This window comes from Aequorivita marisscotiae (genome assembly GCF_029814825.1).
In the GTDB taxonomy this organism is placed as follows: domain Bacteria; phylum Bacteroidota; class Bacteroidia; order Flavobacteriales; family Flavobacteriaceae; genus Aequorivita; species Aequorivita marisscotiae.
In genome coordinates, this window is the sequence record NZ_CP122379.1 from 2,418,104 (window position 1) to 2,441,521 (window position 23,418).

Consider the following 23,418-nt stretch of genomic DNA (forward strand, 5'->3'; position numbering starts at 1 on the left):
CTTATATGATATGAAAGGAGGCTCTGGAAAATATAAATACTCATGAAGAATAGAGATAGATATTTAATTTTGATTTTTCTGGTAATTGTGTTACCCATTTTTCTTTGGGGGTTAAGCTTCCCACAAACAACAATAAAGCACAATGCCTATCCAATTATTGTATATGGTAGTCAACTTTTCGCTGTAATTGGATTCTCCTTGTTCGCCTTTTCCTTTATGTTATCTACCCGGATTAAAGTGATAGAAAAATATTTTGGAGGGCTTGATAAGTTATATCGAATTCACCATACCATTGGTAAACTTGCCTTTTTTGCGTTGTTGATTCATCCTGTGGTGTTAGCAGTGAGATGGTTGCCAGACAACATCGCAAAAACGTTTTGGTATCTCTTGCCGGTCCATAGAAAGATGGAAATAAATTTGAGCAGTTGGGCATTGTTGGGATTGACCACATTATTGTTATTTACCTTGGTTATAAAACTACCTTATGACAAGTGGAAAATTACACACAAATTTATGGGCCTGATTTTTATTTTAGGTATTGTCCATGTGTTTGGGGTGGCTGGTTTTTATGAAGAAAAACCCTTGCTGGCAATTTACTTTATAATTATTTCTATTCTTGGGGTGTCCGCATTTATGTATAAAGCAATATTTCACAAGTGGGCGGTGAAAAAATATCCGTTCACAGTAGTAAAAATCGACAAGTTGGATGAGAGGACAATGGAAATTACCTTACGGAATGAATCTGCTGATTTCGATTATATTCCTGGACAGTTTTGTTTCTTCCAATTTGTCAACGAAGGGATTAGCATGGAATCGCATCCATTCACCATTTGTGGTTCTTCAAAGGAAGGAGAGATTAATATACTCGTTAAGTCTTTGGGAGACTATACCAATAATCTTTATAAAAAATTGACCCTGGACAGTATTGCCTTGGTTGAGGGACCTTATGGCTGTTTTGATTATAAATTAGGCAAAGAGAAGCAAATATGGATAGGCGGAGGGGTTGGAATAGCCCCCTTCATCAGTTGGTGTAGAGATTTAGAAAAGAATTCTATGCCAGGGCTGGAAGTTGAGTTATACTACTGCGTAAATAGTGAGGCAGAGGCCTTTCATCTACACGAATTCCAAAAGCTGGAAAAAGCACTGCCCAATTTTCGAGTTACATTATCGTGCTCAGATAAAAGCGGATTTTTAAAAGTAAGGGATATCGGGGACACCAAGAATAAGACCATTTTTATTTGCGGACCAAAGGAAATGAGGAGTGCGCTATTGAAAGATTTTAAGGGCCTTAAGATACCGAAGGAAAATATAATTTTTGAGGATTTTGATTTTATCTAGCTAAATTATTTTTTGGATGAGAGGTATTTTTCTTTTAATACTTTACTCCCAACGAAACACGCATAGGTTGCACAAGATAATATTATCTGAAAAAGAAAATAAACATTATTAAAAACAAACATCATGGAAAAAACAAAGTATTCTAAAATCTATCGAATAATCCATTGGGCGATAGCAGTTTCATTCCTACTGCTGTTGATTACGATTTTTTTGCGGTTAACATGGATGAACAAGTATAATGTGGCAGAAATCATACAAGATTATTTGAGTGGTACCGATCAGGTTTTAACTCAGGATCAACTCATTGCTCTGGCAAAAAAGATAAGACAGCCCATGTGGGATTGGCACATTTACGTTGGTTATGTATTGGTTGGATTATTTAGTATTCGTTTCATACTTCCTGCATTTGGACATATGCGAATCCAAAATCCTTTTGCTAAAAATCTATCCATAAAGGAGAAATTTCAAAAATGGACATATATCATTTTTTACCTCTGTGTGGTAACTTCATTAACTACCGGGCTTATAATTGAATTGGGTCCAAAGGAATTTAAAAAACCAATGGAAGAAATACATGTGCTGGGCCTTTATTACTTGATTGGATTTATTGTAATCCATATTTCAGGTGTACTTCTAGCTGAATTTACAGTCCATAAAGGAATAGTCTCGAAGATAGTGAGTGGCACTAAAAAGGAAGATTAGATAAGGGCAGAAGCAGGGTAGGTAAAAGAAAAAAGACAAAAGACTTACCAGCCGGCAGGTTCTAAGTTATATTGTGAAGTATTGTCACTTTTAAACTAGTTGAAACACATACCATGAAATATCAAATCACAGCCTCATCCACTTCAAATCAGGATGCTGTTATTCATATAAAACAGTCGGATATAGATTTTGGAACTACTTCAAAAACTGCTGAAACGCTGCCCAATCCAGCCGAATTATTCTTGGGAGCTTTTGCTGCGTGTATGTTGAAGAATGTTGAACGCTTTTCAGAGATGATGAAATTTTCCTATACAAAAGCTACTGTTGAAGTCAATGCAACACGCATTGAAAATCCGCCACGAATGGACGGTATAAGTTACAGTTTGACAATTTTCAGCAATGATAAAAAACTTAATACAGACCTACTTAAAAAGAACATTGAAAAGTTTGGAACCATCTATAATACAGTAAGATTGTCTTGTTCAATTTCAGGCACTATAAACACTATTAGCAATGTGTGATTGTTTTCGACACATTGCAGATTGGTAGATTTTAAACGAATAGCTATAAATGAATCATAAAATACAATGCTCTCTAAGACAAGAATACCGCCAAATGGTATTTGATAAATTTTAAGCCAATCTTAAGAAATACCAAATCTTAGCTTAATTTAGATTTATAACTTTTGTGAAACATTTTAGTATGGAATGTTTTATATATGTCTAATCTCTTAAAAATGAAAAAGATGAAAAAGGTTTTAAAAGTAATTCTGGTAATTGTAATTATGGCATTCATTGCGATTCAATTTATAAGGCCCGCAAAAAACTCAGGTGAAGAAATTGCCGCAAAACAAATTACAGCAAAGTATGAAGTACCCCAAGAGGTACAACAAATCCTAAAGGTTTCCTGTTACGATTGCCATAGTAATACCACCCATTATCCTTGGTATTCCAACATTCAACCTGTTGCCTGGTGGCTTGATGATCACATAGTAGAAGGTAAGGATGAACTGAACTTTTCTACCTTTATGGAGTATCCCGTCTGGCGACAATACAAGAAATTCAAGGAAATTGGGAAGGAAGTAAAAGATGGTGATATGCCAATGGAATCCTACACCTTCATTCATCGCGATGCAGTTATGAGTGCCGATCAAAAATCTTTGGTACAAACCTGGGTGGCAAATACAATGAAAGAAATGGAATCGGAATATCCAGCAAAAAGTCTGAAGAAACCTAAATAGGGTTTCAGGTTGCAGGTTTCATCCACCTTCGCTGAAGCTTCGGTGGACAAGGGTTGCAAGTTTCAGGTTTCAGGTTGCAAGTTTGTCCATGCCTAAATAGCATTGAACGTTGAGTATTAAACATTGAAAATTGAACATTGAAAATTGAGCATGAGAATTTTAATAGTAGAAGATGAACCCGGTATATACAACTTCCTCAAACAAGGCTTGGAGGAGGAGTCCTATGCCGTAGATATTGCAGAGGAAGGCAAGAAAGGCCTTCAATTGGCCCTTTCGGGGGAATATGATTTGTTGCTGTTGGATTGGATGGTGCCAGGGTTAAGCGGTATAGAAATCTGTCGCCAATTCAGAAAGGAGTTTAAAGATACCCCGGTCATTCTTTTAACTGCAAAAGATACGGTTGATGAAACCATCTTCGGACTTCAGGCGGGCGCCAACGATTATATAAAAAAACCTTTTCACTTTGAAGAGCTTTTGGAACGGATCAAGGTGCAACTGCGCCCTAAATCTGGGGAACATTCCATATTTAAACTTGGAAACATCATTCTTAACACCGCAACCCATCAAGTCCATAAAGACAAGGAAGAAATTAGTCTTACGCAAAAAGAGTTTGCACTTCTGGAATATCTTATTCGCAACAAGGGTATAGTCTGCCGAAGGTCCCGTATCATTGAAAGTGTTTGGGATATCCATTTTGAGTATAATACTGGAGTTATCGATGTATATATTAATGCCCTTCGTAAAAAATTAAAACTTGGAGAGGATGAAAACTATATCCAAACCGTTCGTGGAGTGGGCTATGTAGCAAAAGAAGTATGAAATTAAGTTTTAGAAATAGAATTGCTTTACATTATATGATAGCTACTGCCGTTATTATGGTCGTGGCGTTTATTGCTGTTTATTTTGTAGTGAAGGAAACGGTCTATCAAAATCTCGATGACGATTTGTCTTTTGAAGCTGAAAAGCATACAGGTGAAATTATAATTGTAGGAGATAGCATAAAGGTAAGAAACAAAAGAGAGTGGGAGGAGAGAGAACATCGGGATGTTCAGGTAAATCCAGTCTTTATTCAGATCCTGAATAAGAATGGCAAATTTATGGACAAATCGCCAAACCTTAAGGAAGATGTCCTAACCTTCAACCCACAACAAAACTACGGTGGCCATTTTAATGAAACATTGAACAGTATAGCCATTCGGCAAGTTCAGGTGCCTATTGAGGAAAACGGTAAAATTAAAGGTTTTATACTGGCCGCAATGTCATTGGAATCATCCAAGATGGTATTGCTTAGCCTGCGAAATGTTTTGATTATTTCCTATTTATTTCTTTTGGTGGGATTGTATTTTATGTCTAGATACCTGGCAGGACGGGGCATCATACCTGTAAAGATTATAACCGAAACCACAAAAAGGATTACAAAGAATAATTTGAATGAAAGGGTGGTTTTGCCCCAAAATAAAGACGAACTCTACGAATTGTCCTCCGGAATCAACCAGTTATTACAGCGTATTGAAAGCGCCATTGAGCGCGAGCGGCAATTTACTTCAGACGCTTCCCATGAACTGCGAACCCCTTTGGCCACATTAAAGGGCACACTTGAGGTATTGATCCGAAAACCAAGAGAGCGGTCGGAATATGAGGATAAAATTAAATTCAGTCTTACGGAAATAGACCGAATGACTGACACCTTGGAACAACTTTTACTGCTGGCAAGATTGGATACGAGCTCAAAAACAGTGGACCAATCCTTAGTTCCCTTACCCATGATAATTGACGAAATTCTTTCGAGACATAAAAGGCATATCTCACAAAATAAACTCAAAATAGACTCTCACAATGATCTTGCCTTAGAAATTTTGGTCCCCCAATATTACACCAACCTGATATTGGACAACATTATCGGCAATGCCGTAAAGTATTCCAGGGAGGCTTCCACCATACATATCAGTGTTTTTCTCCAGGATTCAAAAGTTGTTTGTAAGGTTCAAGATGAAGGGATAGGTATTAAAAAAGAGGATTTGAACAACTTGTTTAACCACTTTTTCAGGTCTGATGCCCTAAATCATAAGAGCATCTCTGGAACTGGCTTGGGACTTTCCATAGCCAAAAAGGCTGCTGATGCGATAAATGCAGAAATTCACGTGGAAAGTGAATTTGGTCTGGGAACTACTTTCACGATTAAATTTTAAGCGAATCTTAAGAATTTCCTTAGTACGACTTTATAATACGCTATTACTTTTATATAAGAATTAGCAACACTACACTTGAAAAGGAAAATAGATTCCCCCTGTTGACCATTAGATGTTATGGTTGGTTTTTAATGGTTGATTGGCAAAGGCTCTGAACAATGTTCGGGGCTTTTGTTTTTATGGATTATGGATGCAAATACATTCTTAAGCGAATCTTAAGAAACCTCTTAGATGGCTCTTAGATGCGCCAAATACATTTGTGATATAATTTTTAATAAACCAGCATAAAATGTTAGAACGTATAATCCAATACAGCATCCACCACAAATTAATTGTGCTTCTATTTACAGCGGGTATCGTAGGTTTTGGCCTTTATTCATTAGCCAATATACCAATAGGCGCAGTTCCCGACGTTACCAATAATCAGGTACAGGTGATAACAACCTCCAGAAACTTAGCTACGGAAGACGTAGAAAAGTTTTTGACCTATCCCGTGGAATTGGAAATGGCGAATTTGCCTGGAGTAAAAGAAATCCGTTCGGTATCAAAGTTTGGCCTATCCGTAGTTACCGTTGTTTTCAATGATAATATGGGTACATACTTACCCCGTCAGCTTATCGCGGAGAAAATTAAAAGTGCTGAAGAAAAAATACCGGCAGGCTTTGGCTCACCTTTTATGGGTCCAGTTTCCACAGGTTTGGGTGAAATATATCAATATATAATCGACGTTGATCCAAAATACAAGGAACGGTATTCATTATCCGATGTGCGCACAATTCAGGATTGGGTGGTAAAACGGCAACTTTCTGGCATTCCGGGTGTGGTAGAAGTAAATACTTGGGGAGGTTATCTAAAGACCTATGAAGTGACCATTAATCCTGAACGGCTCCGTGCTATGGACGTTTCCATGTTTGATGTGTTCAATGCATTGGAAAAAAACAATAGCGTTGCTGGCGGCGGTTATATTGAGAAAGCGAATGAGAGTTACTTTATCAGGGGCGAGGGTCTTGTGGGTTCCTTACAGGACATTGAAGATATTGTAGTAACAAATAAAGGAGACGTGCCGGTCTATGTTGGAGACATTGCTTAAGTAGGTTTTGGTCACGCCAACCGTTTTGGTGCGATCACGGGAAATGGTGAAGGAGAAAAAGTATTGGGCCAGGTAATGATGCTCAAAGATGCCAATTCCAATGCTGTTATCGAAGCGATAAAAGAACGCGTGGCCGAAATACAATCCTCATTGCCCCCAGGCATTTCCATTAATCCCTTTCTAGAGCGAAGTGAACTTATCGCGAAAACCACTTTTACAATTGCCGAAAACCTGATACTGGGGAGTTTAATTGTGATATTCGTTGTGGTGGTACTCTTGGGTAACCTGCGTTCTGGCTTGGTCGTTGCCTCCGTCATTCCATTATCGTTGCTATTTGCACTTTCCCTGATGTACCTCTTCGGCGTAGATGCCAACTTGATGAGCTTAGGGGCGATAGACTTCGGGATTATCATCGATGGTGCCGTAATTATTGTTGAATTTATTGCTTTTAAAATAACAAGTCAACGAGCTAAGATATTGGCACTTCCCAAAAACGAAAGACAAGGATTAATAGATAGCATTACTTTTCAAGGTGCTACTAAAATGATGAACTCCGCCGTTTTCGGGCAAATAATCATAATCATCGTATTTATACCAATTTTATCCTTGGTCAATGTAGAAGGTAAAATGTTCCGGCCTATGGCATTGGTATTCACTTTTGCCCTTATTGGCGCTATGGTGCTGTGTTTTACCTATATCCCGGTAATGGCTTCTCTGTTCATCAAACCTACCAATACCGAAAAAAGGACTATCTCATCCAGACTGATCAATTTTTTGGAAAGGAAATACCAACCTACCATCTCCTGGGCGTTGCGTAAAAAGAAATTGGTTCTGGGCATTGCAGTAGGACTATTGGTGTTTACCGGATTTCTATTTACGAGAATGGGAGGGGAATTCGTGCCAACCTTAGATGAAGGAGATTTTGTAATTCAACCTGTATTGAAAACCGGAACTTCATTGAGCAAAACTATCGAAGCAACAACCCGAATGGAAAAAATACTGAAAAAGTTTCCAGAAGTAGAGCAAGTTGTAAGTCGGATCGGTGCTGCCGAAGTACCTACGGATCCAATGTCCATGGAAGAAAGTGATGTTATAATCAAACTAAAACCAAAAGGCGAATGGGTATCTGCCAAGACTAAAAATGAACTGGCAGATAAATTTAAAGAGGCCTTATCGGAGATAGCAGGTGTTGATTTTGAATTTACCCAGCCTATAGAAATGCGATTTAACGAGCTGATTACGGGTGTACGTGCCGATTTGGCCATTAAGGTTTTTGGAGAGGATCTGGACATACTCTACAAAAAAGCTTTGGAAATTGAAAAGGCGATCCAAAACGTGGAAGGAGCTGCCGATATTATTGTAGAGAAAACTGCGGGACTGCCCCAGATGTCCGTGAAGTACGACCGCAGAAAAATTGCAAAATACGGATTGAACATTGAAGACTTGAACAAGGTCGTCACAATGGGTTTTGCAGGAATGACCGCAGGAACAGTTTTCGAAGGTGAAAAGCAATTTGATCTAGTGCTTCGTTATGACCAAGACCAAAGAAAGGATATCGAAAATTTAGAGATGGCTTCGATTGCTCTTCCCAATGGAATGCAGCTGCCATTAAGTGAATTCGCCAAAATAGGTTACACCAAGGGACCGGCAAAAATTTCGCGCGATGATACCAAGCGGCGTATAGTTGTAGGGGTGAACGTCCGTAACCGTGATCTGGAATCGGTAGTAAAAGATGTTCAAGCCATTATTGAAAGAGATATAAAGTTGCCAACTGGCTATTCGATAAGCTATGGAGGGCAATTTGAGAATCTTCGTACGGCAACGGCAAGATTAAAAATCGCCGTACCTATTGCGCTGGTTCTGATTTTCGTCTTACTCTACTTTGCATTCAATTCCGTAAAAGAAGCCTTGATGATTTATAGCGCCATTCCTTTATCTGCCATTGGAGGCGTGATGTTACTGTATATACGGGATCTGCCCTTTAGTATTTCGGCAGGTGTTGGCTTTATTGCTCTTTTTGGAATTGCCGTGCTAAACGGTATTGTATTGATCGAAGAATTTAAGGAACTCAAAGCACACGGGATAACCAATATTAACAAGCGAATTTTAATGGGTACAAAGAATAGGTTACGTCCTGTATTGTTAACAGCATCGGCAGCAGCTTTAGGCTTTTTGCCGATGGCAATTTCAACTTCGGCCGGTGCAGAGGTGCAAAGGCCGTTGGCAACAGTTGTTGTAGGAGGATTGATAACTGCTACTGCACTAACTCTAGTGGTATTGCCAATTTTATATGCAATGTTCGACAGAAAGGGACATCATCCTAAAGTTAAGAAAAAAGTAAATTTTAAAGCTCTTGGAGTTATTGCCTTTTTGTTCTTGCCTGTTTTTGCCATTGCCCAACAAAACCCTATTAATGCCCAACAAGCAGCACTAATAGCCATTGAAAACAATAACGGACTTAAGGCTTCTGCCAAAAGGATAGACCAATCCAAACAGTTGGTAGGAAGTGCCTTCAATTTGGACAAAACTCAGGTATATTATAATTATGACGAAAACAACATTGCCGAAAACGGTCGTCCATTGGATGTTTTCGGGGTGACTCAATCCATACAGTTCCCAACTATTTATGGGGCACAACGAAAGGTAGAAAAACAAAAAGTTGAGTTGTCCACCCAACATTATCTGTTAAATGAAAGAATCTTGACCAAAGAGGTTTATAAAGCCTATTACAATGTGGTTTACTATAATAGTCTTGTGCAACAATACACTTTTTTGGACAGTCTTTATGGGCAATTCTCCAGAGCTGCCAATAAGCGATATGATGTGGGGGAAACCAATTTATTGGAAAAACTAACTGCAGAGACCAAACAAAAAGAAATATCCATTTTGCTTTCACAAACAAAAGAGGACGTAGGAAAGGCATTTACGATGCTACATCAATGGATGCAGACGGATTCGTTGGTTACCATAGAGGAGAACCGTTTGCCCAGACTGGAATTGCAACCACCTAATTTTAGTGAGCATCCCGGGATTCTTTACTATGATTCAGCTCAAAAATTGAGCAAAGCCTCCCTCTCTTTGGAAAGACAAAGATTGCTTCCCGACTTGCATATATCAGTCTTCCAGGGCACTAACAATGGATTGGATGCAAAGCGATATAATGGATTTCAAGCGGGCGTATCGATTCCCTTATGGTTTGGGGCGAACAAAGCGAAAATCAATGCCGCAAAAACAGAAACTATGATAATGATTGATGAATCTGAAAATTACAAGATTCAACTGGAATCAAGGTATCAAGGCCTGTTGTCCGATTTAAACAAATTTCAGGAAGGCGTTGATTATTATGAAACCACAGGTGGCAAACTTGCAAAAGAACTAACTACGAGTGCATCAAAATCATTTCAAAACGGAGAGATAGATTTCCTGCAGTATGTACAGCTATTGGAAAGTGCAAAAAACATTCAAATAAACTATTTACAAAACCTGAACGCGTATAACGCAACGGTTTTAGAATTAAACTATTTAATCAATTAACGATGAAAAATACAGTCAACAATTTCACCAATTTGAAAATCTTAACAAGCATTCTTCTATTGCTAATGTTAACGCTGGCTTCCTGTAATTCAAAAGGAAAAACAGAAGCGGCCAATACAGAAACCACCATAGAGAATACAGACCAAGAAGTAATTACCATAACCGAAAACCAGTTCAGATCCGGCAATATGGAATTGGGCAAAATATCGATGCAGAAGTTTAACACTGTTGTGAAAGCCAACGGCATGTTCGCAGTGCCGCCACAGAACCAAGCAGATGTTAGTGCCTACTTTGCCGGTTACGTAAAGGAAATCAATCTATTGCCGGGGAATGCGGTAAAACAAGGACAGGTATTGTTCACAATTGAAAATCCGGAATATGTCCAGGTACAACAGGATTTCCTGGAAGCCCAAGGACGTTTGAGCTATTTGAAATCGGATTATGAACGCCAGAAAGAGCTGATGACCGATAATGTGACTTCAAAAAAGGTTTTTTTAAAGGCGGAATCGGATTATACCGTGACTATGGCACAATACCAATCCCTTAAAAAGAGGTTGAGCCTTATGAACATTAATCCGAATACCCTAACTGGCGAAAACATTAGGTCGGTAATCAGTGTGACTTCGCCATTATCAGGTTATGCAACTTCGGTAAATGCAAGTAAAGGAATGTACCTAAACCCTTCGGATATTGCCGTAACTGTTACCAATACAGACGACCTCCATATAGAATTGAAGATTTTTGAAAAGGACCTTCCTATTGTAAAAGTAGGTCAGCAAATCAATGTGAGATTGCAAAACGACACGGACAAAGTATATAAGGGTGTAGTCCATTTGGTCAACAAGACAATAAACGCACAGGATAGGACCGTAAATATTCACGGGGATTTGGCGAATGAAGAAGAAGTAAAACTTTTTGCTCCCGGAATGTACATTGAAGCAGAAATCCTGACCACAACTGCAGAACATCCTGCATTGCCATCAGAAGCGGTCGCAAACATTGACAATGACTTTTTCGTGCTTGTGAAAGAAGATAGCACAAATTTCAAAAGGGTATTGGTGAAAATAGGAGCCACGAACAATGGGTTTACCCAAATACTCAATGCAGCTGATTTTGAACCAAATATGGAGTTTTTGACCAAAGGAGCATTTAATTTAATAACAGAGTAAGTCGTGGTCGAAAGAAAAGACCGAAAATCCGATTGTTTTGCCCCGCCCCTAAAGGGTGCCCTCGATTAAAAACAACATTGTTACTATTGACAATCGCAAATCTGAATTAACCTAAAGCCTTTAACATTTTAAATAAAAGAATTATGAACGATGTACATTTTCATTTAGTAGTAACCCATCTTCCCATTGTGGGCGTATTGATTGGGTTTTTGGTTTTACTCACAGGGTATATCACAAAGAGCCCCCAGGTAAAGGCAACGGCACTGGGTATTTTCATTTTTAGTGCCCTAGCGGCTATTGCTGCTTTTTATACAGGGGAAGCTGCGGAGGATATCGTAGAGAATCTACCGGGAGTGAGTGAAACCCTTATCCATACGCACGAAGAACAGGCAGAACTTTTTTATACAATGATGCTGGTTTTAGGGGGTGTTTCCCTAGTGACCATGTTTATTCACTACAAAAAATTCGCTTTTGCTAAATACGGTTTTATCGCAGTACTGTTCCTGTCTATAAGCAGTGTTGTTATGTCCAAATTTGTGGGTACCAGTGGTGGCGAAATTACCCATGTTGAAATCAGAAACGATCCCAACAATTTAATTGAACTTGATTCCCATCACGACCATGATGACGATTAAAAACATTACGGGCAATTGTTCAAACATACTTCATAGCGATAAATGCGTGAGTCTTCCTTTTCACAACTTTGCGCATACGCAAGAGGTAATCGACAATGTCTTTTTGATTTCCAATACCATAGGAATGAAGCCCGAAGATGCAGATCTTATAGCTATTGCGGCCTGCTTTCACGATACCGGCTTCTCGGAAAATTATGAAGGCCACGAGGAAGTGAGCAAAAGACTTGCTGCGCAGTATATGGAAAAAGCAAATTTTACCAAAACAGAAATTGAGAGAGTTCTCTCTTGCATAGAGGCTACAAAAATGCCTCAGAACCCCCATGACATTTATGGGGAGATACTTTGTGATGCCGATTTGTTCCACTTGGGAACACCCAATTTTTTTTATAGGAATATGCTCTTGCGAAAGGAATGGGAACTTTTCCGTGGCATTGCTATGACGGATGACACATGGCTGCTGCACAATATTGCGTTTTTGGAGGAGCACCGATTCAAGACTACTTATGGGAAAGAGGTTTTGGAAAAAGGAAAGCAGGAAAATTTAAAGAAACTAAAACAATTGATACGATGAAAATAACATTTCCAAAACGGTTTACATTGTTAAAAGGCTTTGTCTTGTTATTTCTGATTCTTTCTTTTGTAGCGAGAGTGAGTTTTTTAATTTGGAATTTTTCCGAAGTGGATAAGGGGTTTTTTAAGTTGGGAAATACATTCGTGATTGGTTTTTTATTCGACATTGCCACCCTTTCATTTTTTACCATCCCTTATCTTATCTATCTCCTTCTGATTCCCAAAAAGTTCTACGGCTCCATTTTGGATAGGATAGTGACCTATTTTGGATTTTCCTTGGTTACACTTATAGTTTTCTTTTCCTTTTTCGGGGAGTTCACCTTTTGGGATGAATTCCACAGACGATTCAACTTTATAGCGGTTGATTATTTGATCTATACCTATGAAGTTGTAAAGAACATTAACGAAAGTTATCCCTTGCCACTTCTTATTTCTGGGATGGTATTAATGGTTTTGGGGAGTATCTTTATAGTCTCGAAATTAGGATATTTCAAAAGCACTTTTACTAGCCAAACTTCCTTTTTGTCAAAACTTTACGCAGCCTTGCCCTGGTTCATAATTGCGTTGATAACCGGATTGTTTATAACAAACAGTAAGGCGGACTTTTCAGAAAACAGGTATAATAATGAATTGGCAAAGGCGGGGATTTATTCTTTTTTTGCAGCCTTCAGAAATAACGAATTGCCCTATAGAGATTTTTATAAAACCATCCCTGAGGAGGAGGCTTTTGCTTATTTAAAGTCGGTTTATACCAATGCCGGCGATAGTTTGATCAATCCCCAAGCAAATTCAATTTATAGAAAAATTGTAAACCGCGATAGTATTGATAAACAGATTCGCCCTAATGTAATATTTATTTGTGTTGAAAGCCTAAGTGGCGATTTTCTAAAAACCTTCGGAAACGAAAAGAACATTACTCCCACATTAGATTCTCTCGCAAATAACAGCCTCTTTTTTGAGAATTTATATGCTACGGGAACCCGAACAGTGAGAGGAATGGAGGCCATTACACTTTCCATACCGCCAACTCCGGGAAGAAGCATCGTAAAACGGAAGGATAATCAAGGCTTATTTACCATTGGAGAAGTGTTTAAGGAAAAGGGATATAGTCGCAATTTCTTTTACGGTGGCGATGGTTATTTCGACAATATGAACACTTATTTTGGGGGCAACGGGTTTAATATTATTGATAGAGGACGTGGATTTCTATTGGATGCCAGTATTAACACAACAAGAACCAATATTGATGATGATGAGGTAACATTTGAAAACGCTTGGGGAGTTTGTGATATGGATCTTTACAACAAAGTATTAAAAGAGGCGGATAAAGCGTACGACAGCAAGAAACCGTTTTTTGATTTTGTAATGACCACCTCCAACCACAAGCCTTATACTTATCCCGAAGGCAAGATAGATATCCCATCAGGGACGGGTAGGGATGGAGCCGTAAAATATACAGATTATGCGATTAATGAATTTCTAAAACAGGCGAAAGAAAAACCTTGGTATAAAAACACCGTTTTCGTTATTATGAGTGACCATTGTGCCAGTAGTGCTGGACGTTGGGAGCTGGATATTAAGAATTATCACATTCCTGCATTTATTATAAACTTACCAAATAAATCCCCCTTAAAATTGAACCAGCTTGCATCACAAATCGATTTATTCCCGACCCTCTTCGCACAATTTGGGTGGGATTATAATTCCAATCTCTTCGGCCAGAATATTTTGAAAATGGACCCTGCCGAGCAACGGACGTTTATAGGTAACTACAGGAAGTTGGGACTTTTAAAAGACAATACGGTTATGATCCTGGATGAACTTGGAAAGGCCAATTTCTATTCTTGGAATCCTGTGGACAACGCTCTTTCTCCCGAACCTTTAAACGAAGAGTTTATGAAAAAAACGATTTCTTATTATGAAGTAGCGGATGACCTATATGAAAGTGGAGGTTTAAAACTCAAAAACAAATAGGTTGATCCATATCCATTTCATAATAAATCCAATTTCTGGATCGGGAAAGAACGAACTTTCTGAAGCCTTTTTGGGGAATTATTTTTCTCAGGAGAAATATTCAATCACCACTAAAATTTCAGAATATAAAAGGCATGCCATCACCCTTACAGCAGAATCCATAAGAGAAGAGGCCCAAATTATCGTGGCCTGTGGCGGGGATGGCACCATCAATGAGGTTGCCTCTGCTCTGGTGAATACGGGTATTCCCTTAGGTATTATTCCGATGGGCTCCGGCAATGGATTGGCCTCCAATCTGAAAATTCCGAAACAGTTGGAAAAGGCGATAGGGGTAATTCTAAGAAATAAATATGTTTCTATTGACGTGGGCCGTGTCAATGATTCCTATTTTTTCAGCAACACCGGTTTTGGCTTTGATGCCAGTGTTATCAAGAATTACGAAGAATCCCAACGCCGCTCGCTTTTAACTTATGTTACAGCTTCCCTAAAATCCTTTAAGGAATACCACAGACAGGACGAAATTGTAATTGAAATCAACGGTACCACTCAGATGGTAAATCCGTTTCTTATTTTCGTGTCAAACTCCAATGTGATGGGATACGGAATGAGCCTAACTCCCAAAGCATCTCTTCAAGACGGACTTTTTGACGTTGTGATTGTCCCCAAACTTCCCAAATTGAAAATGTTGGTTTTCGGTTTGCTAATGCTTCTCAAAAGACCCGATTTCCAAAAAGAAGTGAGCTGTTTCCAGGCTAAGGAAATAAAACTTTTCAAAAAGAGTAGGGGTTATTTCCAATCACAAATTGATGGGGAACTTGTGGAAATTCCCAGTTCGTCTGTTGATATCGATATTTTGCAATCTTCACTAATAGTCCTAGCTTAATTTTTTTCGGAAAGGGTAACACTTTAAATTTTCTTAAGAATTAGGTCCTAGTTATATGCAACAATATTAAAACTCTGCCTCAGACTTCGCTCGGAAACCGGATGAAATTAAAATTTGGTTTACAGTGGTCAGTGTTCAGGCCTGAGTGTTTTCTCTTCAGGCACCTACGCTCAGTATGTATTAATGAGTACAATAAACTGCTTGAAATAGTTATAAGCCTTCCAGAAATAATTTTAAATCTTTTAACTCGAATAATTCTTCATCTTGGGGGATTTGGGATTTGATGATAAAGTCTTCTATGTAGTGTTTAAAGCGTTCTTCTCCAAGGGTGTCGTTGAGTATAATCCCCACAATTTCGCGAAGTAAATCAGAATCGTACTTGTTGATTGGAAAATCGAGAATGATTCCCAAGATAAATTGATCGGTGTCGGGGTCAATGAGCAGGGCCAAGAATTTTATATTGGAGGGTTTGAGACAAATTCCATTTAAGCAATATTCCTTTTCGAAGTAGTCTGGATCTTGGTCTGCCAGAGAGGTTATGTAGGCAGTGATGATCCAGTCTTTATTTTTTGGGGCTGATTCCATTAGGTGAAGAATGAGGGCTCCGACTTCGGGATCTCCACAGGTGGAAAAGGCTAGGGTGGGTAGGTCTTGATTTTCGGGAGGAATTATAAATCTATAGCCTATTTTAGGGCTGTAGTATTCGAGATGCTTAGAGAACCAATAGAGTAGTTCTTCTCTTCCTTTGTCTGAAAGGGAGTGGATGTTTCGGAGTGTTTTTTCGTTGGCGGTGAACCAGTGCCAGAAGGGGGTGGTGTTCATTAGTTTATTTTTTGGGGTTTGATGTTGATGAGTTTAGTGGTTAGGAGGTTAAAAGTTTATGAGGTTATGAGTTGAGGCCTTCGATACTTTTTCTCTTGCTCTACTGGCAAGAGAAAACACTCAGGCACCTTAAATTGGACCTTCGATACGTCCCGCAGAAAAATCGGGACACTCAGGTACCTGGAATTGGTTTGGAAACGGTAAAACTTTTTTAGTTTCATTTTCGTTTGTCTTTGGTGGTTTTGTCGAAGCCTATTACGTTTACCATTTCGCGGAGACGGCTGCGTACTCGGTTGCCGTAGCGGTCTTCGATTTCTTCGGCGTTGAGGTTTGTGGTTATGTGAGTTACCCCTCGGCTCCGCTCGGGGACCGGGTTTTTTAGAAATAATTCGTGACGTGAGAGGAGGATTTCTCCCATTACATTACAGTCTTTGCCAAAGTGCTTTCCTTCGGGTTCTACGCCTAGGTCGTCAAAACAGTAGAAATTACTATTACCGTATTGTTCGATTATTGAATAGCCTAGATTATTAAAGCCGAAAACAATATTGCGAGTAGGAATGATCTCATAGGGACGATGATGGGGAACGAGGTGGCGTAATAATTTCATCAGAGTGGTCTTGCCGCAGCCTATGGGACCACTGAGCATTATTCCTTTGGTTGGATCGATATTGAATTTTGCACAACTGATTTCATCTTTTATAAAATAGCTGCAGAGCTGATAAAGAATTTCTTGGTCTTCTTCGTGAATCTTGAATTTTTTCCCGAACAACAATTTTCCTTTGGCATCCAGATAGCGTAGCATCTTTGGGAAATCGTATAGGATTGTGTCTCCTTTCATTGTTCCCAAATGAAATTCTACTCCACCTTCAATGAGGATGTGGGGGGTGGAGGGGTGGAATGTGGTTTCAAGTTTCATGTTGTCTGTTGTCTGTTGTCTGTTGTCTGTTGTGGGTTTAAAGGGGTTCGACTGCCCTTCGACAAGCTCAGGACAAGCTACTCAAGGTGACGAAGAATTTATATTATAAGGGTTCACAATAGTTTTTTGATTTGGTGGTTTTTAGGTTGTCTTTTTTTTGGGACTGGGGGAGTGGGGTTTGTTTTAACTGGAGTTCTTCAACTTTTAGCATCCAACTTTTGGCGGAGGCGTACCAATCCATCATTTTTATTTTTCCGCCAATACGCCATCCTATGGCGCTGTAATGGGCATAGAATTTTTGGGCCTCGATTTTTGGCCAATCATTTTCAGAAAAAAATGAAATTACTATTTCTTCGTTTTGTGGGAGTTCCCGTTTAAATAGGTTTTGATTTTGTTTGTTATTGTTTATATATGGTACTAAGGGTTGTCCTTGATTTGGGACGGGCGAGTTCAAGGGTTGTTTAGAGGTTGTCCCGAAAATGAACAAGCTAACCCTACTGCCTATAAAGGAATTGTGGGAAGGAATGTATCGAATATATTTCCAGCTATCCAATTGTTTTAAACAACGGTGGTATGTTGATTTTGAGCCGATTTTTGACAGCTTCATAATTTCATCGCGGATTATGATAAAGTCTTCTGGAAAGCGGTTGATGTTCCAAATGTTGAATAAGGCCATATAAAGGCTTATGTGGGTTGGGTTAAGACGGGAATCTTTGGCGATAGTCATAAAGAAAGCGTTTAAGTGTGCGATGTAGTTGACATTGGACATTGGTTTGTATTATAATAATATTCGCATACTGATTGAGAGCGATTTAATAGCTTGAAACTTTATTTTCTTCCATTACCCGTTCAATTTCTTTAAGTTCATATAGAATAATTCCTCCAATTTTTGAGTAGGGTAGTGTACCATTTATTCGGAGGTTCTGCAAAGTTCCTGGACTGATGGAGAGCATTTCCATTACCTCAGCAGATTTGAGATATACTTTTGTTTCTGAAGGAGCAGATAGTTGCTCTACTAATTTTTTAATTTCATTGAAGAGTTCGAGTTTAAATTCCATTAAATCTTCCGTTGTAATAATAGTGGCTGGCATAAGAATTAGATTTTAGATGAGAAAAAATCCCCGCTCAAAGGCGGGGATTTTAAAAAGCTACCAAAGGTTATGGCTTTTTTTGATTGGTAACTTTTTCCACGATTTGACCTTCGTGGGACAAAGATTTGAAGATTGAGGGAATAAAATTCACAAGGTGTGCCCAAGGTGGGTGTTTTTTAGAAGTGAGAAGTGAGAAGTGAGAGGTTGTAGTGTGATTCTTATTTATTGATCGGCATCGGCCATTTTTTTCTCTAGATTTTTTTTCATTCGGTCCAGGAATTTGGTTTGGTTGATTTTGCGGGAGCGAATTTCTATGTAGGTGCGGTAGTATTCACCAAGGTCAATATTTAAAACTTGCTGAAATAGGTCTGCCAAGTCTTTTATATCTGTACTGCCGTTGTTGATACTTCCCGTTTCGTGGAGTGCGTAAATTAATTCAATTAAATCTGATTTTGTTCCTGTCCAGTTCATATTTGTTGTTATGGAAGGAGCTTCTACGATAATAGGATTATTTAGATTTTTCAACTCATTATTGAGTCTTTCGATAAGCAACTTATGTGCGAAAATTTTTGCTGCAATAAAATCGTGGGAGGTCGAAAAACCTTCGTCGATACAATAGGATAAAGCATCTGGATGAAACTTTATTATGCCGTTGTAACGAAAAAAATATTCTATATCCCTATCCGTTCTTTTGCGTTCTAGATACTGGTAGAACGCCTTATGTTCCATAAAATAGCTTTGATATAGCATTATGTGGTTTTCTATATGTTTTTTAATCTTTTTATTACTGTTTTGGGGCCGGTTTGTTTGAAAGGTAGCCAGCATGAGATAATATATTAAGTATCCCAGGGGTTTTGGTTTTATGGTCTTAAAGAATAGGCATTCCTCTGCAGGAGATAAAAAACCTTCAGTTGTGATTTTGACACGTAGCTTTCTCAATGTTTTTTTACTGTGAAAGATTCCCAATTCGATTTCCTCAAAGACATTTTTGGATTCGGAATTTATTTTTTGAATTTTCCGTTCCAAATTTGCTACAATTCGGTTACAGTATTTCATGGTAGGTTAGCGGTTGAAGTATTTTTAGTTTTAGATAGATTGGGGAGTTCTATCAAAACTAAGATAGCGGGACAAAAAGAATAAATGCGAAGGTTTTTCCATACAAAAAGTAAGGGGAAACCCTACTTTTCTTTTTATAAAAGTGGATATTATTATTGAACTGGAAAATGACAGTTTTGATAACCATCTTCACAATATCCGACGATTCAAAACTTGGCGATTATATGACGGAATTTTGTTTAAATTCTTCGGATTATAAAATGGTGGGCAAATCAATGGATTTGTGTTTTTCTTTGGCGTCTTTAATGACTTATGATCCAAATATTATACTGCTGGATTTGGATATTTTAGACATTGACTTTCAAGAAGAAAATATTCTGAACAATAGGTTTTTTAAGAGTGCTTGTCTTGTAGGTCTGACTTCTGATTATAAAAGGGCATTTTATGCTCTAAAAAAGGGGTTTACTGATGTTAGAATGAAGCCTTACTCAAGGGAAGCATTATTTGAAGCTTTATCAATCTGCAGAAATCAAATTAGCAAGGAAGACAGGATTCTGACAGTTTCCTCACCGAAGGAGGCGTACTATATTCGTGTATCGGACATTCTTTATTTCAAAGCAGATAACAACAATGTTGATATCCATTTAAAAGATGGGAGGATACTACCTGTTTTTAATTCCCTTAAGCATTTTGAAAATAGACTTTCGGCTCCCTTTGTGCGAATTCAAAAGAGCTATATAATAAATGCATCCCAGATCTTTAGGATTAACCGTTGTAAGCATTTTATAATGCTAAAAAAGAGAAAGGAGCGGATTCCTTTTTCGGAGAAATATTTAAATAATATGGAAGTTTTGGAACGCTTAATAGGAACTCGTTCATTTTAAGTTTTACCATGGAAATTGGAGGTTATACCATGGGGAGGTATGGTTTCACAAGAAACAGGTTAAAACTTACTTATTTAATTAAGTTATCAATTTATTTTCGATGTAAGGAAGTTGCTCTCCTAGCTGGTATTCCCCGACCGGTTTTCCTTGTGCACAAGTGAATATAGATTATCAAAGCGGTGATCTGAACTATCTATTATTTCACTTAAATAATTTTATCATGAAAATTTTATCACTTTTATGTCTGATACTATTATTATCAGGATTATTTGTCTCGTGCACACCTACTGCATTAACTGAAACCAACGAAGTACGAACAGTTGTAAACACAGGAGATGATGACAGTGTAAGGCCCGATAACGATAAGGACTAAAGTATGACTTACAAAGTAGAGCCTTTTCTTAAATGGAAAGGCTTTACTAAATTTGTGTTACCCCAAATATGAATTGTTTTGAAAGCGTATCCTTCTTTTCTTATTCGCGGCATAGCAGTAGTTACTTTAAGCACATTCATTTTAAATTGTAATGAAAGATCTTCTGGAGTTGTGCCAGCTACGACAAAAATAGATTCACTTCTTGTTAAGGCAAAGGATCCAAGATTAATACCTGAAGAAAGATTGAAAAATCTAAGAACTGCCTATCACCAAAATACTTTGGCTAAAGATGATAGTGTTCGAATGGTTTATTATAGCAAAATTTCATATTTGGCTGCTTCCCAAAGTGATACTGCGCTTTTTTTAGATTCCGGTAAAAAGGGACTATTATTGGCCAAAAAGCGGAATGATACCCTCGTCTTAGGAAATGTTCATTGGAATTATGGAATTTATTATTTGGAGAGAAATAAACTTGACAGCAGCTATTTTCATTACCGGAAGGCATACAGGTTTTTTCAAGAAAGCAATGATTATTATGCTGGAAAAATGCTATATAATATGGCTTTTATCAGTGGGCGATTGAAAGAGTACACTGCAAGCGAAAATTTATTATACCTAGCCATTGCTCTTTTTGAAAAAGACAAGAAGTACACTCAATTATATTTATGCTATAACCATTTGGGGGTAGTCCATAAAAATTTAGGGGAATATGATGAGGCACTTCGGAATTATGATACTGCTCTAAATTATTGGCAAAAAACAACACGCAGACCAATTTACTATTTTGACACCCAAAATAATATTGGGATGGTATATCAGAAAACAGGAAATCAAAAAGAAGCCATAGAGGCATTTGATCGCGTTGTTTCCAATAAAGAGATAGGAAGCTTGGACCCTGCATTATATGCCAGGATTTTGGATAATAGGGCTATGAGCTTACTATTATTAGGGGAATTTGGAACCTTGCCTAGTCCGTTTTACAAAGCATTACAGTTACGCGATAGTATTGGAAATAAAGAAGGTCTTGTGATGAGCTACGTCCATCTTTCACAATATTACTTGGTAGTAGGAGATACAGTAAATGCTAGAGCTAATGCTGAAACTGCTTTTGATTTGGCAAATAAAATTGATTTAAAGCGGGACGCTTTGAATGCTCTTTTACTTTTAGCGAAAACGAATACTGAGGAGCGTAACTTTTATTTGAAAAAACATATATCGTTAACTAAAGAATTGAATCAAGATGAAAGGAAGGTTCGAAATAAATTTGCCAGGATACACTATGAAACCGATAGCTATATCCATCGAGCCGAAAGACTGGAACGAACACGATTGTGGATAGTTATTGGCAGTATTTTTTTGATAACAATTTTGATTTTGATTGTAGTGCTTCTTAGGCAACGATCTAAAAATAAGGCATTGGAGTTTGAGGTTAAGCAGCAACAAGCGGATGAACAGATTTATTTACTGACATTAAAGGAAATAGCAAGTATTGAGAAGGGGAAGCTTGAGGAAAGACGCAGAATTTCGGAAGAGCTACACGATGGGATTCTAGCAAGAATTTTAGGGATTAGATTGAATTGGGAGCGTTTAAAGCTAGAAGGGGATAGGGAGGTTTTAGAAGCGCATTGGAAGTTGCTTAATCATTTAGATTTGGTGGAAAGAGAAATTAGAAGAATTAGCCACGACTTACAAAATGAGATTATGCTGAGTGATACACGATTTATTCGATGGATGGAACAGTTGATTAAAGAGAGGGCCGATAGTGGCGGTTTTGAATATGAATATTATGCAGATCCTAGCGTAGATTGGGAGGGTTTTGATGATTATTTTAAAACCAATATTTATAGAATTTTGGAGGAGGCGTTACAAAATTGCATAAAACATTCGGAAGCCAAACTAGTTTGTGTTTCCCTTAGAAAAGAAGGTGATTTTGTTGTATTGAAAATAAGTGATACTGGAAAAGGTTTCACGAGTTCCATACGCACAAATGGGATTGGTTTGCGCAATATGAAATCCCGGACAAAAAAGTTAAAAGGGATATTTAATATTTCCAGTGAAGTAGGAAAGGGGACGGATATCACCGTAACAATTCCAAATAATGATAAATTATGAACCCAAAAAATTTAAATACTATAATTATAGATGACCATCCATTGCTTATTGAAGCTTATAGAAATTCTTTAATGGATATTGAGGCAGCTAATGATGCATTGAACTTTACTATTTCGGAAGCAAATAGTTGCGATTCGGCGTTGGAACTTCTTGACAGGATACAGTCTACAGGACAGCATATCGATTTGGTATTTTTGGACATAAAAATTCCAGAGTCGAAAGATGGGACTCATTTATCTGGAGAAGATATTGGTTTAGAGATTAGAGCGCGTTTTCCAAATTCAAAGATAATTATAGCCACTACGTTTAACAATAATTACAGAATACACACCATTTTTAAAAGCATTAATCCAGATGGTTTTTTAATCAAGGGGGATATTAGTACGGGCATTTTATTACCAGCAATTCTAGATGTTTTGAGTGATCCTCCTTTCTACAGTAAAAGTGTACTGAAATCCTTGCGGAAATCTGTAAGTCATGATTTTTTACTTGATAAATGGGATAGGATGTTATTGTATGAACTTTCGCAAGGCATAAAAATGAAAGAGCTACCTGAAATCTTACCCTTTTCTATTGCGGCCATCGAAAAAAGGAAACGGCATATAAAATTACTTTTCGATATAGAAGAAGCTGATGATCGACAACTTTTATTAAAGGCCCGGGAGCTTGGGTTTATTTGAATTGTTCTATCGCAAATTTTTAAGGTTTAATTATATTTAGAATTGTGAATGTAGGACCTTTAGACATAAGATATAAGACTTCAAAAATTATTTAAGACTCCTTACTTTTTCGTTATCTCAATTTTACTTTTGGCGGAAATTCCTTACAAACTGAAAGGTT

The 23,418-nt window shown here is 37.9% G+C and carries 20 protein-coding genes and 1 pseudogene; 16 read left to right on the forward strand and 5 right to left on the reverse strand.

Annotated features, from left to right (window positions below; all coding sequences use genetic code 11):
• Nucleotides 1-42: 42 nt before the first annotated feature.
• The 12 genes and pseudogenes from QCQ61_RS10920 to QCQ61_RS10975 all read left to right on the forward strand — a co-directional run bounded on the left by QCQ61_RS10920 (nt 43) and on the right by QCQ61_RS10975 (nt 15,324).
• Nucleotides 43-1,338, forward strand: a complete 1,296-nt coding sequence (locus tag QCQ61_RS10920; protein ID WP_279447683.1) for a ferredoxin reductase family protein — start codon at nt 43-45, stop codon at nt 1,336-1,338.
• 123 nt (nt 1,339-1,461) lie between these two features.
• Nucleotides 1,462-2,040, forward strand: coding sequence for a cytochrome b/b6 domain-containing protein (locus QCQ61_RS10925; RefSeq protein WP_279447684.1), 579 nt, complete (start codon nt 1,462-1,464; stop codon nt 2,038-2,040).
• 113 nt (nt 2,041-2,153) lie between these two features.
• The gene (locus QCQ61_RS10930; protein ID WP_279447685.1) at nt 2,154-2,561 is read left to right on the forward strand and encodes an OsmC family protein; all 408 of its coding nucleotides are present in this window, start codon (nt 2,154-2,156) and stop codon (nt 2,559-2,561) included.
• A 224-nt stretch (nt 2,562-2,785) separates the two neighbouring features.
• The gene (locus QCQ61_RS10935) at nt 2,786-3,280 is read left to right on the forward strand and encodes a heme-binding domain-containing protein (protein WP_279447686.1); all 495 of its coding nucleotides are present in this window, start codon (nt 2,786-2,788) and stop codon (nt 3,278-3,280) included.
• 150 nt (nt 3,281-3,430) lie between these two features.
• Complete coding sequence (locus QCQ61_RS10940; protein WP_279447687.1) at nt 3,431-4,099, forward strand: response regulator transcription factor; 669 nt, start codon at nt 3,431-3,433, stop codon at nt 4,097-4,099.
• Nucleotides 4,096-5,469: a sensor histidine kinase gene (locus tag QCQ61_RS10945; protein ID WP_279447688.1), complete on the forward strand. Its 1,374-nt coding sequence runs from the start codon at nt 4,096-4,098 to the stop codon at nt 5,467-5,469. Before QCQ61_RS10940 ends, QCQ61_RS10945 begins: the two co-directional genes overlap by 4 nt.
• 289 nt (nt 5,470-5,758) lie before the next feature.
• Nucleotides 5,759-10,093 (forward strand): annotated as a pseudogene (locus QCQ61_RS10950) (CusA/CzcA family heavy metal efflux RND transporter).
• A gap of 2 nt (nt 10,094-10,095) precedes the next feature.
• Entirely contained in the window at nt 10,096-11,262 is a 1,167-nt protein-coding gene (locus QCQ61_RS10955; RefSeq protein WP_279447689.1) for an efflux RND transporter periplasmic adaptor subunit, read from the forward strand.
• A gap of 143 nt (nt 11,263-11,405) precedes the next feature.
• Nucleotides 11,406-11,897: a hypothetical protein gene (locus tag QCQ61_RS10960; protein WP_279447690.1), complete on the forward strand. Its 492-nt coding sequence runs from the start codon at nt 11,406-11,408 to the stop codon at nt 11,895-11,897.
• The gene (locus tag QCQ61_RS10965; protein ID WP_279447691.1) at nt 11,860-12,468 is read left to right on the forward strand and encodes an HD domain-containing protein; all 609 of its coding nucleotides are present in this window, start codon (nt 11,860-11,862) and stop codon (nt 12,466-12,468) included. Before QCQ61_RS10960 ends, QCQ61_RS10965 begins: the two co-directional genes overlap by 38 nt.
• Complete coding sequence (locus QCQ61_RS10970) at nt 12,465-14,441, forward strand: LTA synthase family protein (RefSeq protein WP_279447692.1); 1,977 nt, start codon at nt 12,465-12,467, stop codon at nt 14,439-14,441. The genes QCQ61_RS10965 and QCQ61_RS10970 overlap by 4 nt, the downstream gene beginning before the upstream one ends.
• 1 nt (nt 14,442) lies before the next feature.
• The gene (locus QCQ61_RS10975; RefSeq protein ID WP_279447693.1) at nt 14,443-15,324 is read left to right on the forward strand and encodes a diacylglycerol/lipid kinase family protein; all 882 of its coding nucleotides are present in this window, start codon (nt 14,443-14,445) and stop codon (nt 15,322-15,324) included.
• 210 nt (nt 15,325-15,534) lie between these two features.
• Here QCQ61_RS10975 and QCQ61_RS10980 read toward each other — a convergent pair whose 3' ends face one another.
• The 5 genes from QCQ61_RS10980 to QCQ61_RS11000 form a co-directional block, all read right to left on the reverse strand.
• Entirely contained in the window at nt 15,535-16,146 is a 612-nt protein-coding gene (locus tag QCQ61_RS10980; RefSeq protein ID WP_279447694.1) for a hypothetical protein, read from the reverse strand.
• Between the two features lie 217 nt (nt 16,147-16,363).
• On the reverse strand, nt 16,364-17,062 hold the full coding sequence (locus QCQ61_RS10985; RefSeq protein WP_279447695.1) for a P-loop NTPase family protein: 699 nt from the start codon (nt 17,060-17,062) through the stop codon (nt 16,364-16,366).
• A 103-nt stretch (nt 17,063-17,165) separates the two neighbouring features.
• Nucleotides 17,166-17,789, reverse strand: coding sequence for a hypothetical protein (locus QCQ61_RS10990; protein ID WP_279447696.1), 624 nt, complete (start codon nt 17,787-17,789; stop codon nt 17,166-17,168).
• A gap of 85 nt (nt 17,790-17,874) precedes the next feature.
• Nucleotides 17,875-18,153 carry a helix-turn-helix domain-containing protein gene (locus QCQ61_RS10995; RefSeq protein WP_237602541.1) on the reverse strand — a complete coding sequence of 93 codons (279 nt, stop codon included), beginning with the start codon at nt 18,151-18,153 and terminating at the stop codon, nt 17,875-17,877.
• A 222-nt stretch (nt 18,154-18,375) separates the two neighbouring features.
• Nucleotides 18,376-19,209, reverse strand: a complete 834-nt coding sequence (locus QCQ61_RS11000) for an RteC domain-containing protein (RefSeq protein WP_262913907.1) — start codon at nt 19,207-19,209, stop codon at nt 18,376-18,378.
• Nucleotides 19,210-19,376: 167 nt separating this feature from the next.
• Between QCQ61_RS11000 and QCQ61_RS11005 the strand changes: the two genes are divergently transcribed.
• The 4 genes from QCQ61_RS11005 (at nt 19,377) to QCQ61_RS11020 (ending at nt 23,258) form a co-directional block, all read left to right on the forward strand.
• The gene (locus QCQ61_RS11005; protein WP_279447697.1) at nt 19,377-20,093 is read left to right on the forward strand and encodes a LytR/AlgR family response regulator transcription factor; all 717 of its coding nucleotides are present in this window, start codon (nt 19,377-19,379) and stop codon (nt 20,091-20,093) included.
• A 220-nt stretch (nt 20,094-20,313) separates the two neighbouring features.
• Nucleotides 20,314-20,466, forward strand: coding sequence for a hypothetical protein (locus QCQ61_RS11010; protein ID WP_279447698.1), 153 nt, complete (start codon nt 20,314-20,316; stop codon nt 20,464-20,466).
• Between the two features lie 78 nt (nt 20,467-20,544).
• The gene (locus QCQ61_RS11015; RefSeq protein ID WP_237602538.1) at nt 20,545-22,578 is read left to right on the forward strand and encodes an ATP-binding protein; all 2,034 of its coding nucleotides are present in this window, start codon (nt 20,545-20,547) and stop codon (nt 22,576-22,578) included.
• Nucleotides 22,575-23,258 carry a response regulator gene (locus QCQ61_RS11020; protein WP_279447700.1) on the forward strand — a complete coding sequence of 228 codons (684 nt, stop codon included), beginning with the start codon at nt 22,575-22,577 and terminating at the stop codon, nt 23,256-23,258. The genes QCQ61_RS11015 and QCQ61_RS11020 overlap by 4 nt, the downstream gene beginning before the upstream one ends.
• The last annotated feature ends 160 nt before the right edge of the window (nt 23,259-23,418 follow it).